Annotated in this window: 11 protein-coding genes and 2 pseudogenes; 5 read left to right on the forward strand and 8 right to left on the reverse strand. The window is 59.0% G+C overall.

Annotation, left to right across the window (positions count from 1 at the left end; translation table 11 throughout):
- The 5 genes and pseudogenes from ACEN2J_RS18940 to ACEN2J_RS18960 form a co-directional block, all read left to right on the forward strand.
- A pseudogene (locus tag ACEN2J_RS18940) lies at nt 1–477 on the forward strand (recombinase family protein); the annotation flags it as partial.
- A gap of 348 nt (nt 478–825) precedes the next feature.
- A complete protein-coding gene (locus ACEN2J_RS18945; protein WP_442108063.1) occupies nt 826–2628 on the forward strand; it encodes a PHA/PHB synthase family protein in 1803 nt (600 codons plus the stop codon).
- Nucleotides 2625–3388, forward strand: a pseudogene (gene fabI / locus ACEN2J_RS18950) (enoyl-ACP reductase FabI). Before ACEN2J_RS18945 ends, fabI begins: the two are co-directional and overlap by 4 nt.
- Nucleotides 3375–4820 carry a bifunctional enoyl-CoA hydratase/phosphate acetyltransferase gene (locus ACEN2J_RS18955; protein WP_442108065.1) on the forward strand — a complete coding sequence of 482 codons (1446 nt, stop codon included), beginning with the start codon at nt 3375–3377 and terminating at the stop codon, nt 4818–4820. The pseudogene fabI and the gene ACEN2J_RS18955 overlap by 14 nt, the downstream one beginning before the upstream one ends.
- The gene (locus ACEN2J_RS18960; RefSeq protein WP_442108067.1) at nt 4817–6004 is read left to right on the forward strand and encodes an acetate/propionate family kinase; all 1188 of its coding nucleotides are present in this window, start codon (nt 4817–4819) and stop codon (nt 6002–6004) included. Before ACEN2J_RS18955 ends, ACEN2J_RS18960 begins: the two co-directional genes overlap by 4 nt.
- A gap of 519 nt (nt 6005–6523) precedes the next feature.
- On the opposite strand, the gene ACEN2J_RS18965 is transcribed toward ACEN2J_RS18960, so the two are convergent.
- From ACEN2J_RS18965 to ACEN2J_RS19000, 8 genes are all read right to left on the reverse strand, one after another.
- Nucleotides 6524–6667 carry a hypothetical protein gene (locus tag ACEN2J_RS18965; RefSeq protein WP_442108069.1) on the reverse strand — a complete coding sequence of 48 codons (144 nt, stop codon included), beginning with the start codon at nt 6665–6667 and terminating at the stop codon, nt 6524–6526.
- A gap of 62 nt (nt 6668–6729) precedes the next feature.
- Nucleotides 6730–7647, reverse strand: a complete 918-nt coding sequence (gene arcC, locus ACEN2J_RS18970) for a carbamate kinase (protein WP_442108071.1) — start codon at nt 7645–7647, stop codon at nt 6730–6732.
- Between the two features lies 1 nt (nt 7648).
- Nucleotides 7649–8650: an ornithine carbamoyltransferase gene (gene argF / locus ACEN2J_RS18975; protein ID WP_442108073.1), complete on the reverse strand. Its 1002-nt coding sequence runs from the start codon at nt 8648–8650 to the stop codon at nt 7649–7651.
- A 17-nt stretch (nt 8651–8667) separates the two neighbouring features.
- Nucleotides 8668–9900, reverse strand: a complete 1233-nt coding sequence (locus tag ACEN2J_RS18980; protein WP_442108075.1) for an arginine deiminase — start codon at nt 9898–9900, stop codon at nt 8668–8670.
- A 26-nt stretch (nt 9901–9926) separates the two neighbouring features.
- Nucleotides 9927–11393 (reverse strand): arginine-ornithine antiporter, encoded by a 1467-nt coding sequence (gene arcD / locus ACEN2J_RS18985; protein ID WP_442108076.1) that lies wholly within the window; start codon nt 11391–11393, stop codon nt 9927–9929.
- A 141-nt stretch (nt 11394–11534) separates the two neighbouring features.
- Nucleotides 11535–12662: an ABC transporter permease gene (locus ACEN2J_RS18990; RefSeq protein ID WP_442108078.1), complete on the reverse strand. Its 1128-nt coding sequence runs from the start codon at nt 12660–12662 to the stop codon at nt 11535–11537.
- Nucleotide 12663: 1 nt separating this feature from the next.
- On the reverse strand, nt 12664–15378 hold the full coding sequence (gene rbbA, locus ACEN2J_RS18995; RefSeq protein ID WP_442108080.1) for a ribosome-associated ATPase/putative transporter RbbA: 2715 nt from the start codon (nt 15376–15378) through the stop codon (nt 12664–12666).
- Nucleotides 15375–16376 (reverse strand): HlyD family secretion protein, encoded by a 1002-nt coding sequence (locus ACEN2J_RS19000; RefSeq protein WP_442108082.1) that lies wholly within the window; start codon nt 16374–16376, stop codon nt 15375–15377. The genes rbbA and ACEN2J_RS19000 overlap by 4 nt, the downstream gene beginning before the upstream one ends.
- Nucleotides 16377–16912 lie beyond the last annotated feature (536 nt).

Below are 16912 nucleotides of genomic sequence, written 5' to 3' on the forward strand. Positions count from 1 at the left end.
GCAGCGGCCAAAAAAGACCACTCCAAACTGATCGATGCGATCATTGCAGGTGTCCCCGCCGATCAAGTCAAAGACCGGATGATCGCATTGGATGCGCAGCGGATCCAACTAGAGGCGCAGCTGTCAAAGGAACCAGCCCCCTCCCCTATCAGAATTCACCCGAAGATGGCGGAGACCTACCGTGACCAGGTGGGGCTGCTCATTGCGCAGCTGCAACAGCCCGACGGGATGCTGGAAGCAAAGGAAGCATTACGGGGTTTGATTGACCGGATTGTGCTCAAACCGCAGCCCGAGGGCGGCAAGTTGAGCCTACATCTGGAAGGCGCTTTGGGGGCGTTACTTTTGCTGAGCACGGGGTCCAAAACGCAAAAAGGCCTGAGTGATAAAACTCAAGCCGTTGAATATATTGATGAATTAGTGTTGGTTGCGGGAGCTCGACTTCATAAATACTTGCCTTTGTATGATGCCTGCAATTAGAGAAGAACGCCTTTCCTTATCTTATTGAATCTTATCATTTTAAGATTGAACCTGCGAGAAAATGCTTAGACACAAGAGGCGGTGGAGCTAACCCTCGCTGCTATCAGCCCTGGGGTTCGCTCTGCGGACGATTCCTCTCTTCGCAATTATAAATCCAAAGCCAGCGTCAACCAATCTGCCCGTTGTCAGATCAGCCAACGGCGAAAGGGGAAGTCATGACTCAGGCTGCAGTTGCGCAACAATGCCCATTCCTACCACAAACTGACACAGATCAATGCTGCGATGCAGCAAGCAGCTTAAGAAAGCGATGACGATATGCCCATCGCACCGTCTATGGAAGGACATGCTATGCCTACCAAACCCAAACTGATCGCCTCTCAATCAGACCTGCCGACTGCGTCGCCACAGCGGCCCATGACGCATAAGCCAGTTGTTCCAGCGGAGCTACCGCAGGCGCAAAAACCATATGAAGCGCTGGACCGGATGGCCCATGCCACATTGGCAAAGGCAACTTCGGGGCTTTCTCCTTCGGTGCTTGCCGAGGCTTGGATGGATTGGGCAACACATTTGGCCTCATCCCCCGGCAAACGGCTAGAGTTGATGGAACAGTCTGTGCGCATCGGTCAGGAACTTTGGGCGGCAAGCCTTGGCTTTAGCAAGCCAGAGGCTGCCCCAGACCACCGCTTTGCCAGTGAGCGCTGGGAAAAATACCCGTTCAACGTCTTGTCGTTGGCGCATCAACAATCGTGGCAATGGTGGCAGGATGCCATGACTGGCGTTCACGGCGTCACGCCTGCGCATGAAGACCTGATGAGCTTTGTCGCGGGCATGATCTCTGACACGACAGCCCCTTCGAACTTTGCCTTGACCAACCCCGATGTGATCGCAGCCACGCTTGCTGAGAAGGGCGAGAACTTGGTGCGGGGTGCAAAAAATTTGGCAGAAGATGTGCTTGCTAAAACGGGAACAGCGCAGCTTGCAGGGGCGCAGCCATTCGAAGTCGGGCGCAATATGGCGACCACCCCCGGCAAAGTGGTGTTCCGCAACAATCTGATCGAACTTATCCAATACGCGCCCACTACGGGCACCGTGCGCCCCGAACCAATCCTGATCGTGCCGGCTTGGATCATGAAATACTATATCCTCGATCTGTCGGCGCAAAATTCGTTGGTCGGGTTTCTAGTGGCACAAGGATATACCGTTTTCATGGTATCATGGAAGAACCCGGATGCCAGTGACCGCGATCTGGGCATGGAAGACTATCGCCAACACGGCGTGATAGATGCGATCGGCGCAGCGTTGGCCATCACCAAAGCGCCAAAACTGCATGCGGTCGGCTATTGCCTTGGCGGCACACTGCTGTCGATTGCTGCGGCGGCGATGGGGCGGGATAACGATACGCGGCTTGCCTCGGCTACCTTCCTTGCAGCCCAAGTCGATTTCACCGAGGCTGGGCCGCTACGCCTGTTCATCAATGACAGCGAGGTCACGTTGATCGAGGATATGATGGCCGAGAAAGGCTATCTGTCATCGGACCAGATGGCCGGTGCCTTTGCCCTGCTACGCGCACGGGATCTGATCTGGGCACCCGCAATCCGCGACTACTTGCTGGGCAAGCGCGGAGATGCGTTTGACCTGATGGCATGGAACGCGGATGCGACACGGATGCCTGCGCGGATGCATTCTGAATATCTACGCAAACTGTTTTTGAACAATGATCTTGCCGAAGGGCGGTATCATGTCGGTGACAAGGCAATTGCTGTTTCAGACATCCGCGCGCCAATCTTTGCCGTGGGCACCGAGGATGATCACGTCGCCCCTTGGCATTCGGTCTACAAACTGCATCTGTTTGCCGATACCGACATGACTTTCGTGCTGACCAGCGGCGGGCATAACGCGGGGATTGTGTCAGAGCCCGGTCACGCCGGTCGTCACTTCAGGATCGCGGACAAGCCGGCAAATGCCTCTTACCGCGACCCGGATGAATGGATGGCCGAGACGGAGGCAAAAGACGGCTCATGGTGGCCCGCATTTACCACTTGGCTTGATGCACGCTCTGGTACGCCGGTTCCGCCCCCGAAAATGGGGTCTGATAACGGGAAATACGCGGCGCTTTGCGATGCGCCCGGCACCTATGTGATGCAAAGATGAGCACGCTTGCAGGCAAGGTTGCCTTGATCGTTGGGGTGGCAAACGGCCATTCCATCGCCGCTGGATGTGCGCAGGCTTTTTCAGATGCAGGGGCCGAGATTGCGCTGACCTATGTGAATGAAAAGGCCAAGCCCTACGTGCAGCCGGTTGCTGACGCCGTGGGAGCAAAGTTGCTGTTACCACTGGACGTCGAAATGGCAGGTCAGATGGAGGCGGTTTTCGCAGCCGTGAAAGAGCATTGGGGGCGGATTGATATTCTTGTCCATTCCATCGCTTTTTGCCCTGCGGATGATCTGCACGGGCGAGTAGTCGACTGCTCGCAAGACGGGTTCGCGCGCGCGATGGATATCTCGGTCCATTCGCTAATCCGCATGTCACAGCAGGCAGAGCCTTTAATGGCAGAGGGCGGCACGATCCTGACTATGACTTACTATGGCGGTGAAAAAGTCGTTGATCACTACAACATCATGGGGCCGGTTAAGGCGCGCTTGAAGGGACTATGCGTGCGCTGGCCGTCGAGCTTGGGCCAAAGCGCATCCGCGTCAATGCTATATCTCCAGGGCCGTTGCAAACCCGCGCAGGGTCGGGCATCGCGCATTTTGATGAGTTGATTGATGCGGCACGCGCCCGCGCACCAGAACAGAGTTTTGTGACGATCGAAGATGTCGGCGCGGTCGCGGCAATGCTGGCCAGCGATGGCGCGCGCAGTATTTCCGGCGATATCGTTTATGTTGATGGAGGCCTGCATGTCCGCGCTTGACCAAGGCGACCCTGCCGCCACAATGCAGTATATCGAGAATAAGACTTACGATGAGATTGCGGTGGGCGATCATGCCGAACTGGTGCGCACGCTGAAACCGCAGGACATCGAGTTGTTCGCTGTAATGTCGGGTGACGTAAACCCGGCACATGTAGATGCAGATTACGCTCGCACTGACATGTTTCACGGCGTCATCGCCCATGGCATGTGGGGTGGTGCGCTGATTTCGGCGGTGCTGGGCACCGAGCTACCCGGCCCCGGCACGATCTTTCTGGATCAAAGCCTGAAGTTCGAAGCCCCCGTTGGTCTGGGCGACACCGTCACCGTTCGGGTCGAGGTAACAGAAAAGCTGGAAAAAGGTCGGCTGCTGCTAGCCTGCACCTGCCAGAACCAAAACGGCAAGATGGTGATTGAGGGCGTGGCCCGCGTCATCGCCCCGCGTGATAAAGTGCGCCGCCCGCGTGTTGTGCTGCCCGAGGTACATCTGCATGTACAGGGCGCGCAATATGCACGGCTGATCGCCGCAACCGAAGGCTTGGCCCCTATCCCCACCGCGGTTGTGCATCCCTGCGACCCGCTGTCCTTGACCGGCGCACTGGATGCAGCCCATCAAGGAATGATCGTCCCGGTTCTGGTGGGGCCGCGGCCAAAGATTGAAGCCGCTGCAAAAGAGGCTGGGCGCACTCTTGAAGGCGTCGAAATTGTTGATACCCCGCATAGCCACGCGGCAGCTGCGGCTGCCGTGGCATTGGTGCAGGCAGGCAAAGTAGCGTCGCTGATGAAAGGTTCGCTTCACACCGACGAGTTGATGGAAGCCGTCATCGATGCAGCCCTTGGCCTGCGAACCGAGCGACGGATGAGCCATGTCTATGTGCTGGATGTGCCTACCTATCCCAAACCGCTGCTGATCACCGATGCAGCAATCAACATCCAGCCCGACCTTACTGTCAAACGCGATATCGTGCAGAACGCCATCGATCTTGCGCGGTCACTTGGGATCACACGCCCCAAGGTCGCTATCCTTTCAGCGGTTGAGATGGTGAACCCCCACATACCCTCCACCGTTGACGCGGCAGCCCTTTGCAAGATGGCCGACCGGGGACAGATCACGGGCGGGGTGCTGGACGGGCCGCTGGCCTTTGACAATGCGGTTTCGCCAGTTGCGGCCGCGGCCAAGGGGATTGTGTCAGATGTAGCGGGCATAGCGGATATTCTTGTCGCGCCCGATTTGGAGTCGGCAAATATGATGGCCAAGCAGTTGATCTATCTTGCAGGTGCCGATGCGGCGGGCATTGTACTGGGGGCAAGGGTGCCAATAATCCTGACCAGCCGAGCCGACAGTGCCGCGGCGCGTTTGGCATCTTGTGCCTTGGCGCAGCTTTTCATCAGCCATCAGACGCTGCCGTTGCCGTTGCCGTTGCCGTTGCCATGACAGACACGATCCTTGTCCTGAACGCAGGCTCTTCCAGCCTTAAATTCGCGGTTTATGCTAGGAATATGGGCGCAACTGCGGCAGTCTTGCGCGGCAAGATCGCAGGGATAGGCAACAATCCCGTATTTTCCGCGCGCGATAGCGCAGGAGAACCGGTGGTCCGCGATTTCCCGCCAATGGGTAGCAGTACCCAGATTGATATCCTGATCCCCATGCTGATTGACTGGGTACAGACCAACCAAATCGGCATCACCATAACAGCCGCCGGGCACCGCGTGGTGCATGGGAGGCGTCATCATACAGGTCCAGCGCTGGTGACGGATGCGCTTATGGTGGAGCTCATGGCGCTGGTCCCGCTGGCTCCCCTGCACCAGCCGCACAATCTGGCGGCCATCCGCTGTATCGCGGCCTCGATGCCAGACCTGCCGCAGGTCGCTTGCTTTGACACCAGCTTTCACCGAACCCAAAACCGGTTGGCGCAGTTGTTCGCTTTGCCCCGCGCGATGGCGGATGAAGGCGTGTTACGGTATGGCTTTCACGGGTTGTCCTATGACTATATTGCGGGCACCCTTCCCGCCCATTTGGGCGACAAGGCGGATGGGCGGGTGATCGCCTGTCATCTGGGCAACGGGGCCAGCATCTGCGGGATGCATGACCGGAAAAGCGTTGCGACCAGTATGGGGTTTACCGCGCTTGACGGGCTGATGATGGGCACGCGCTGCGGGGCGCTTGATCCAGGCGTCGTGCTTTACCTTTTGGATCAGGGAATGACACCACAGGACATCACAAAACTGCTTTATGAAGAGTCCGGCCTGTTGGGTGTCTCCGGCATCAGCAATGACATGGCACTTCTAGAGGCAAGCACCGCCCCAAATGCGCAAGAGGCCATAGAGCTATTCTGCTATCGTGCAGCCAGCCAATTGGCCGCCCTTGTTCCAGCCCTCGGCGGGTTGGATGCGATCATCTTTACAGCCGGAATCGGCGAGAAATCCGCGCGAGTTCGCAAGGGTATCTGCGACCACCTGAATTGGTTGGGCGTCGATCTGAACGCGGTCGCGAACGACAGCCACGCCACCCACATCAATGCGCCCCACTCAACAATTGATGTGCTGATCGTCCCGACAGATGAGGAATTGGTGATTGCGCAGGCCACGCTGACGCTAACCGAACCCCGCCGAGGCTGATCAGCATTAGCCCTGCATATGGCACCCAACAACCCCACGTTACTTTTCCGAGCAGGATTCCGTCGCCATCTTTGACCTAGACTAGGCCTGAAAGTGTGGCAACTTCCAGTTGCGCTAATTCAACAAATGCCATCGACAATTCTTTCATTGGAAAGCTCCTAGATGCGTCAGGAGTATCCTTCACTGTCTCATCTCGATCTCCTATCGATAAGATGAACCAGAAATCCTCCCTTATTCAAATCCTCAAATCTGTCCCACGGGTGCTGACGTTAGACAAGCAATAGCTCTTGGTGCAACCGTCACGAACGGATTGCATTATCCACCCATGGGATCAAACACCCAAGGACGCATTAGGAATCCTCCCGAACCCGCGATTGGGGTGGCGGGAATATCCTCGAGGTTAGTCAAAAATAGTGCCACGCCGCCAAAAGCGGCGAAGCTACTATAGAAATTTTTAGCACAGGCTTGCGCCGATAGCCGGAAATCAGGTGCGTTGAACACCCAATGTTGACGCTATTATTATGGCAGGCAATCGTTTGCATCCAGCTTCAGCACTGGATCGTTTGAGGTGCATTCTTCGCCGGTGATCGGGTAATGGCCTGACGTGGTGCATCCTGACAAAGCAAAAAGCGCGCATGCGACAGTGACAAATATGGTTTTCATGGAAGAGTCCTTTTCTGGTTTGGCAGGGCTTTGCACCCTGCGTCGTTAGCACGGTTAATGTATTATGACTTTGGGGCCGCTGAAATGCGGGTGCCTGCGGCCCCATTCAGTAGCTTGAGCGCATCCGCCAAACGGCCGATGCTTGCGACGCCGCCCTGATCTGCAAACGCGCAAGCGGCCTCGATTTTGGGGCCCATCGACCCTGCGGGCATCTGCAAAGCGCGGCCTTCCTCGGGGGAAAGCCACTGCATGGCCTTGGCCGTATCGGTGCCAAAGCCGCTAAAAACAGCCTCGACATCGGTCAGCAGCAGCAAGGCATCCGCGCCAATATCGGCGGCCAAAAGCGCGCTTGCGGCGTCCTTGTCGATCACCGCCTCGACGCCGATCATGCTGCCATCGGCGCGGCGCACCACGGGGATACCGCCGCCGCCTGCGCAAATCACCGTCACGCCTTGGTCCAGCAACAGCCGCACCACCCGCAGATCGGGGATCTCGACGGGCTTGGGCGACGCGACAACGCGGCGCCAGTACTGGCCGTCTTGGGCGATGGCCCAGCCTGCGGCTTGGGCGCGGGTCTCGGCCTCTTGCTGCGTATAGACTGGCCCGACAAATTTAGTCGGCGCGCCAAAGGCCGCGTCTTTGGGATCGACGATCACCTGCGTCAAAAGCGTCGCTACCGCGTGATCGTGGCCAAGCGCGTTTTCCAGCTCTTGCTCAATCAGATAGCCAATCATGCCCTCGGTTTCGGCGCCCAAGACATCCAGCGGATAGGCCTCATCGGGTTTATAGGCAGCACCTTGCAACGCCAGCAGCCCCACTTGCGGGCCGTTGCCATGCGTCACGATGAGCTGATGCCCTGCCCGCACGATTTCCGCCAAAGCGAGGGCAGCAATTTTGACATTGGCGCGCTGCGCCTCTGCTGTCAGGGGCTGGCCGCGCTGCAAAAGCGCGTTGCCGCCCACGGCTGCAACCACCAGCATCTTAGGCCCCCAATGTGGCGACAAGCACCGCCTTGATGGTGTGCATCCGGTTTTCGGCTTGGTCAAAGACGATCGAGGCAGTGCTTTCAAACACTTCGTCGGTCACCTCCATCGCGTCCAAACCGAACTCGGCCTTCATCTCGGCGCCGACAGTGGTGTCGGTGTTATGAAAGGCGGGCAAGCAGTGCATAAAGCACGCACGCGGGTTACCCGTCTTCGCCATCACCGCCGCATTGACCTGATAGGGGGTCAAAAGCTTGATGCGCTCGGCCCATTTCTCTTTGGCCTCGCCCATCGAGACCCAAACGTCGGTATAGACAAAGTCCACGCCTTTGACTGCCTCGTCCACGTTTTCGGTGATCGTCACCTGCGCGCCCGTCTCGGCGGCAATCGCCTTAGCCTCGTCGATGATCGCTTGTTTGGGCCAGCAGGCCTTGGGCGCGCAAAGCCGCACATCCATGCCCATCTTGGCGCCACCGATCAACAGGCTGTTGCCCATGTTATTGCCCGCATCACCAAGGAACGCATAAGACACCTTGTGCAGCGGCTTTTCGACATGCTCTTGCATGGTCAGGAAATCGGCAAGGATTTGCGTCGGGTGGAACTCGTTGGTCAGGCCGTTATAGACCGGCACGCCCGAAAACTTTGCCAGCTGATCAACGATGTCCTGCCCAAAGCCGCGGTATTCAATCGCGTCATAAATCCGACCCAAAACGCGGGCGGTGTCTTTGACGGATTCCTTATGGCCGATGTGCGACCCCGTTGGCCCCAGATAAGTGACGCGCGCACCTTGGTCATAGGCCGCGACCTCGAACCCAACGCGGGTGCGGGTGCTGTCCTTTTCAAAGATCAGCGCGATGTCCTTGCCTTGCAGCTTGGGCACCTCGGTTCCGGTGTATTTCGCGACCTTGAGGTCCGCGGCCAGTTTCAACAGAAAGCCAATTTCACGCGAGGTGAAATCGCGAAGTGTCAAAAAATGCCGGTTTTTCAGATTGTAAGCCATTGGTGTAACCTTTCAGGTCAAAGGGGATCGCGCATTGTGGGGCAGCTCATGCAGTGGCCCCCGCCACGTCCGCGCCCCAGCTCGGCGCCGGGGATTGCCAGCACCTCGATGCCCGCCGCAGCCAGCGCTTCATTGGTGTCGTCGTTGCGGTCATAGCCAATGACCACACCCGGACGCAGCGCCAGCACGTTGTTGCCGTCGTTCCACTGCTCGCGGGCGCGTTCTTCGACGGTGGTGCCGCCTGTTGGCACGATGTGCAGGCTTTTGTAGCCAAGCACCTCGGCCACGATGTCAAAGATCGGGCGCGGGTCGTGGTGGAACCGCAGCGCCGCCGTCCCATCCCCAGGCCGCAGATCATAGCAGGTCAGTTCGTCCGCGACCTCTTTGAAGGTGGTGACCACATCGCCACCGCACAGCGTAAACACGGTGTCCAAATGCATCGCCGCGCGCGATTTCGGGATGGCAAAGGCCAGCACCCGCTCTGCCGCGCCCGAGGTGAACAGCGCCTCGGCGAGCTGCCCAACCCCTTGCGGCGAGGACCGCTCGCCCATGCCGATCAGCACGGTGCCATTGCCGACGGGCATGATGTCGCCGCCCTCGACCGTGGCCAAACCGTGATCAACCGTCGGGTCGCCCCAGTGGATCTTGGCCTTGCCCGCGAATTTGGGGTGGAACGTGTAGATCGCGGTGTTGAGCAAAGTCTCGGGCCGCCGTGCCGCCCAATACATCGGATTGACCGCCACACCGCCAAAAATCCACGCCGAGTTGTCGCGGGTAAACAGCGCATTCGGCAGCGGCGGCAGGATGAACCCATGCGCGCCAAGATAGCTTCCGAACAGGCCCGTGGGCTTAAACGGAAGATCATCCACCGCCAAACCGCCCAAGAGATATTCAGCCAGCTGCACCCCTGACAGCCCGTTCAGCCAGTCGCGCAGCTCGGACATCATGCCCGTGCCGATCTGGTCGGGGGTGATGCGATGGTCCAGCACCCAAGCGCGGGCGGTGGGGATGCCCAGCGTCTCGGCCAAAAGGTCGTTCACGTCCAAGACCTCGACCCCCTCGCCGCGCATGGTGCTGGCGAAAACGTCGTGGTCCTTTTGCGCCTGTTTAACCCAAAACACATCGTCAAACAGCAGGTCCTGACAGTTGACTGGGGTCAGGCGGCGATGCGCCAGACCGGGCCTGCAAACGATCACTTGCCGCAGCTTACCGGTTTCCGAAAAGACACCCAGAGTGTTGGCGTGTTCCATGACAGCCATTCCTTTTATCAAAGATATTAAAGTGCGCTGATCGCGCCGGTTTGCATCAGATAGGCAGCCACAATGGCGGCCCCGATAAGACCCGCAGCAATCAGCATCTCGGCACCTGTAAACGCCTGTTCATGGCGCGACCGCCGCGCCCATACATAGAACGGAATCCCCAGCGCATAGAGGATCGCGCACATCAGCAGATAGGCTGGCCCCGCCGCATAAATCAGCCACGCACCATAAACCATCGCCACGCCGCCAATCGCCATATCGGCACCGCGCCCCTCGCCTGCGGCATAGCTTTCGCCGGTCAGCGCCAGTTTCAGCGCATAGGCCCCCGAGAACACATAAGGCACAAGGATTGCTGTCGAGGCGATGTAGAACAGCGCCAGATAGGTTGAGTTGGCGTAAAGCGTCACGAACAGCACCACCTGCACGCACACATTGGTGATCCAAAGCGCGCCAGAGGGCGAGCCGTTCTCATTCTCGGTCGCAAAGAATGCAGGCAACATCCCCTCTTTGGCGGCACGGAACGGGATTTCAGCGGCCAGCAGCGTCCAGCTTAGGAACGCCCCTGCCACAGAAATCACCAAGCCGATGCGCACCACAACGGATCCCCAAGGCCCGACCACGGATTCAAGTACATTCGCCATCGAGGCCGCAGCAGGTAAGCCCGCCAAGTCAGGCTGCGACATCACCCCCAGTGACAACAAAGACACCAGAAGATAGAGCAACAGCACGGTGACAAAGCCAAGGATGGTGGCCTTGCCGATGTCGCTGCGCTTGGCCGCGCGGGCCGATCCGACGCTTGCGCCCTCAATGCCGATGAACACCCAAAGTGTGACCAGCATCGTACTTTGAACTTGTGCGGCGATGCTGCCAAGGGTCAGCGTCTCTGTGCCCCAAAAATCAAGCTTGAAGGTCGGCATGTTGAACGCCACCAGCACCAGCACGATGAACAGGAAAATCGGCGCAAGCTTGGCAATCGTGGTGATGACGTTGACAATCGCCGCTTGGCGCACCCCCATCAAGACCAGCGCATGGATCAGCCAAAGCGCAATCGACGCGCCGACAATCGCTTGCCATGTGTTGCCCTCGTCGCCAAAGGGCGGGTAGAAATAGCTTAGCGCGCCAAAGATCAGCACGGCATAGGACACATTGCCCAGCCACGCGCTCAGCCAATAGCCCCAAGCGCTGTTAAAGCCGACAAAATCGCCAAAGCCCGCGCGGGCATAGGAATACGGCCCCGCATCCAGCTTGGGCTTTCGCATCGACAGGTTTCTATAGACAAAAGCCAACGCCAGCATACCGATGCCTGTGATCAGCCAGCCGATAGTGATAGCCCCCGCCGATGCCCCGCGCGCCATGTTCTGCGGCAGGCTAAAGACCCCGCCCCCGATCATAGAACCGACGACCAACGCCGTTAGTGAAAAGAGCCCCAGCTTGCCTGACGCGGCGGCGGATGCTTGGGGGCTTGAGTTTATGTCTGTTGCCATTGGGCCTCTCCTTGAGGACAAAGGCTGATCAGATCGCGGCGCCAGATCGCGCTGTGCTAGATCAGTCATGGCGCGAACATGACGGGCTGGGCAGGCATCGGCTTTGACCTGCATCAAAGCCAAGCCCTTGGCGTTAAAAAATTATCCTGTCGCGGCCATGGTTTTGCGAAACCGCAGCAGGGCCGCTATGAAAAATGCCGCACTCAGCCCGGCCATCACCAGCATATCCGGCCATACGGTGTCAAACCCCGCCCCGCGATACAGGATCGCCTGCGCAAAGGACACAAAATGCGTCGAGGGCGCGACCTGCATAACATCCTGAAGCCAAACGGGAATGCTCTCCATCGGCGTGGTGCTGCCCGACAGCAGGTTCATAATCACCAACACCGGCAGCGCCAGCAGACCAAACTGCGGCATCGAGGTGGTGAAGGTCGCAAGCAAAATCCCCAAGCCCGTCACCGACACCAGATACAGCACCGTCCCCACCACAAACAGCGTCACCGAACCCGCAATCGGCACGCCCAAAACCCCCTGCACCACCAGCCATAGCGACAACACCGCCGCCACGATGATCGCCAAACCGTTGGCCCAAATCTTGGCTAACATGATTTCGGACGGGGACACCGGCATCACCAGAAGATGCTCAATCGTGCCATGTTCGCGCTCGCGGATCAGCGCCGCCCCCGTCAGCAGCACCGACAGGATGGTGACGTTGTTGATTACCTGCATCACCGAGGAAAACCACGTCGATTGCAGATTGGGGTTGAACTGCGCCGTGACGATCAGATCAATCGGCAAGCTGGTCTCGGTGTCATCGCGGGCGACGAATTTGCTGATCTCGGCGGCGATGATTTCTTGCAAAAACACCGAGCCATTGCCCGCCTGCACCATCGCCGTTGCATCGACATTCAGCTGCAAAGACGGCTGGCGGCCCGCCAAAACATCGGCCTCGAACCGCGGCGGAAACACCAGCACAAACACATGATCGCCGTCGTTCATCACCCGTTCCACATCCGAGGCGGCGATTTCCTTGGGCGTGTCAAACTCGGGCGGCAGAATGGCGCCAATGATCCGCCCTGACAGATCTGATCGGTCAAGATCGACATAGGCGACCGAGGCGTTGACCACCTCGAGCTTGGCGCCGGTGGCGACGGCATAGACCGCAAAGCTGAACACATAGGCGATCAGCAGCAACAGCACCGGGTCGGCCCGCAGGCTGCGCAATTCCTTCAGGCCAAGGCGGTAGATGTTGGAAAGCCATTGCTTCATCTTACTGCTCCTGCTTGCTCAGCGCCAAGACCGACGCCGCGATGAACACCACCGCAAAGCCCGCCAGCGCAAGGTGGTTCTGCCACAGATCGGCAAAGCCTAACCCTTTGGTAAAGGTGCCGACGCTGATTTGCTGAAACCACGCCGAGGGAAAGCCCAACCCGATCAACCGCCCGCCCCCCGAAAGCGAGGCCACCGGCACCAACAGCCCCGAGAAATTCACCGCCGGAATGATCGAGATAATCGCCGCCGCAAAAGTCGCCGCCACTTGGGTTTTGGTAAAGGTCGAGATCAACACGCCAAACCCCGTGCTTGCCAGCACATACAGGAACGCCCCGACAAAAAGCGCCAGCACAGAGCCTTTCACCGTCACACCAAACACCCCATAAGCCACCACCAAAAGCGTCAGAAAGCTGATCATGGCAATGGCGACATAAGGCAACTGCTTGCCCAAGATGAACTCGAGCCGCGTAACAGGCGTCGACCGGAAATTGGCAATCGAGCCCGTTTCCTTTTCGCGCACCACCCCCATCGCCGCCATCATCGACGGGATCAACACCAGCATCAGCATGATGACAGAAGGCACAATCGCGAAAACCGACTTGAAGCTTTGGTTATAGCGAAACCGCGTTTGCACATTCGCCGCACTGGTGTCGATGACCTCGCCATAGGTCCGCTCGATTTGGTCGTCCATATAAGACAGCGCCAAGCCTTGCAGATAGCCGCGCGTGGTCTCGGCGCGAAACGGCATGGCGGCGTCGACCGCAATCCGCACCTCGGGTCGCTGCGATTGCAGCAGCAAGCGCCCGAAATCGGCAGGCACTTCGATCCCCAAGGCAATCTCGCCACTGCGCAACCGCGCCTGAAGCTCGGCTGTGCTGCTGGCGGGGGCTTGTTCGGCGAAATAGCGCGAGCCTGAAAACGCCTCAAGCAAGGTGCGGCTTTCGGCGGTTTGGTCTTGGTCCAGCACGGCATAGGGCAAATCCGTGACGTCAAAGGAAATGCCATAGCCAAAGGTCAGCATCAGAATGATTGGCCCCAGAAAGGCAAAGCCTAGCCGCAAGCGGTCGCGCAAAATTTCCATCGACTCGCGGCGGGCAAAGGCCCACATGCGGCCAAATCCACCGCCGTTCTTAGGGGTGTCTTGGCCGTGCGGGGCTTGGGTGGCGGTGGTCTCGGCCTCTGGCCCTGCCGCTTCGCGCAGATAGGCCACAAACGCGTCGCTTAAGCTGTCAGTGCCCTTGGTCTTGGCGATCTCGGTCGGCGTCCCCACCGCCAAAACGCGGCCCGCATGCATCAACGAGATGCGATCACAGCGCTGCGCCTCGTTCATAAAGTGGGTCGAGACGAAAATCGTCACCCCATCGCGGCGCGACAGCCCGATCAGATGTTGCCAAAACGCATCCCGCGCAATCGGGTCCACGCCAGAGGTCGGCTCGTCCAGAATAAGAACCTCTGGCCCGTGAATAACCGCGACAGCCAACTGCAAGCGTTGGCGGATACCCAGCGGCAGGGCCTCTGGCCGCTCGTCCGCGACATCGGCCAGATCAAAGGTCGTCATCATCTCGGTCACACGCGCCGCCCGCGTGGCCAGCGGCAGCTGATACAGTTCGGCGTGCAGCTCTAGGTTTTGCCGCACCGTCAGCTCGGTATAAAGCGAGAAGGATTGCGACATATAGCCGACCCGCTTGCGGGTGCGCATGTCGCCCGCGTCCAGCGTCTCGCCAAACAGCAGCGCCTGACCCGAGCTGGCGGGCAAAAGCCCCGTCAGCATCTTCATTGTCGTGGTCTTGCCGCAGCCATTCGACCCCAGAAAGCCGAAAATCTCACCGCGCTCTATGTCGAAGTTCACGCCGTCCACGGCGGTGAAATCTCCAAACTTACGGGTAAGGGATTTCGCTTGAATGGCGGGCGGCCCGTCAGCGCGTTGGCGCGGCGGTACAATCACCTCTTGGTGGCCGCGCCGCGCAGCCTCGGGCAGCATGGCGATAAAGGCTTGCTCCAGCGTAGGTTGCTGCGCCGCCGCGCGAATTTCGGCTGGGGAGCCGGTGGCAATTACCTTGCCTTCTGACATGGCGGCCAGCCAATCAAACCGCTCGGCCTCTTCCATATAGGCGGTGGCGACGATCACGCTCATTTGCGGGCGTTGCTGGCGGATGCGGTCGATCAGATCCCAAAACTGCTGGCGCGACAAAGGGTCCACGCCCGTCGTCGGCTCGTCCAAAATCAGCAGGTCAGGGTCATGGATCAGCGCCGAGCAAAGCGACAGTTTTTGCTTCATGCCGCCCGACAGCTTGCCTGCGGGGCGGTCGGGAAAAGGCGCAAGCCCCGTCGCCTGCAACAGATCGGCGATGCGCGCTTGGCGCTCGGGTTGCGATTGGGCAAACAGGCGGCCAAAGAAATCGAGGTTCTCATAAACCGTCAGCGTCGGGTAGAGATTGCGCCCCAGCCCCTGCGGCATATAGGCGATACGGCGATTGCAGTCTTTTAGATGGCCCCCGTCGCGAATGTCGCCGCCCAGCACCTGCACCGCGCCCGCCTGCACCCGCCGCACCCCCGACACCAGCGCCAAGAGCGTCGACTTACCGACCCCATCCGGACCAATCAGCCCCGCCATGCAACCCGCCGGAATGTCCAGCGACACATCGTCCAACGCCGCGACCGGCCCATAGAGATGCGTGACAGAGGCCAGCCGCGCGACCGAGCTTTGGGTCATTGCGGCAGTCTCACTGTCAGATCATCGGGCCAAACCGCGCTGTCCAAGACCCGCACATAGCCAACCCCCGGCACCCCTGCCCGCGCCCGTTCTTGATAGTTAGCAAGCAGTTCCGGCGCGATGGTCAGCTTGACGCGAAACATCAGCTGATCGCGCTCTTGCTCCGTCTCTACCGAGCGCGGGGTGAACTGGGCCGAGCTGGCGACAAATGTCACTGTCGCGGGAATAACATAGTCCGGGATGGCATCCAAAACGATGCGCGCCTCGGCCCCGATCGCCATACGGCCCGCATCGCGCGAGGGCAGGAACACCGCCATATACATATCCGAAAGGTCGGTCAGCGTGACCACACTGCTGCCCGCCGCGACCACCTCGCCCGCATGGGCAAGCACATATTGCACCCGCCCCGCCCGCGGCGCCATGAGGCTTGAATCGTCGATCAGGCTTTGAATCCGCTCAACCGCCGCTTGGGCCGCCGCGATTGTGGCATCCGCCAAGGAAATCCCCGCATCGGCCGCCGCTACCGCCGCCTCCGCGGTGGCAAGCACGGTGTGATGGCTGTCCAAACTGGACTGCGTCGCAAAGTCTTTGGTCGCAAGCTGCTCAATGCGCGTGAACTCGGCCTGCGCGGTGGTCAGCTCGGATTGGCGTTGCCGCAACAGCGCCTCGGCTTGCAGCTTTTGCTGCTGTGCCTGCACAACCGTGGCCTGGGCTTGACGCATCTGGGCTTGCACCTCTGTCACTTCAAGACGCGCCACGACCTGCCCAGCCGCCACCCAGTCGCCTTCGGCGATCAGGATTTCGGAAATCCGGCCAGAGAGTTTTGTGGCAACCTCAATCCGCTCGGCTTCAATACGGCCGTTGGACATGCTGATCCCGTCGGGCAGCGCCGCCGCTTGCGTCGATTGCCACCAAAGCGCACCGCCTAACCCAAGCGCCACCACAAGCACCGCGCCCGCTATCAGTTTTTTCTTCGTTGCCGAAAGTCCGTTTGACATTACCGTTCCTACCGAATCCGTCTACTCTAGGCCCCTGCTTAAGCGCACGTTGCTGCCGCAGGGTTGACTCAGATCAATTCTCCGTCTGATTGCTGTTAAGGGATATACGACCCGGCACTTCGATGTTGATCCGGAGCGATGGCATTTCGAAATCATTTCGATAGCTGACCTAATCCGGGTCAGCTTGGTGCCAGACATGACGCCCGAACATTTTTGGCGCATTCAGGACGGCTTGTCAGCGGTAAAGAGTATGGGTCCAAATAGCGTTATTTGATAAGAGAGTGTTCTTGGCTCATCGTAACTACTGAGGAGTGGAAGATGAAACAGACAACTGGAACACATAAAAGCCTTGGCGAGAAGATCGTCAAAGACATCAAGCGAGCGATGCGCAAGCATTTGGAGTGCCTCCAACGGGTGGTCCAGTTTGAATGTTAGTGCATGGTGGGCCTCTGGTCTACCGTAACCACCCCATTGGCACCGCCTGCCTGAGCTTGGGGCTTTGATCTAATACACGTGTTTAATGACGTCATTAGTGA

This window comes from Pseudorhodobacter sp. W20_MBD10_FR17 (assembly GCF_052119765.1).
Lineage (GTDB): Bacteria > Pseudomonadota > Alphaproteobacteria > Rhodobacterales > Rhodobacteraceae > Pseudorhodobacter.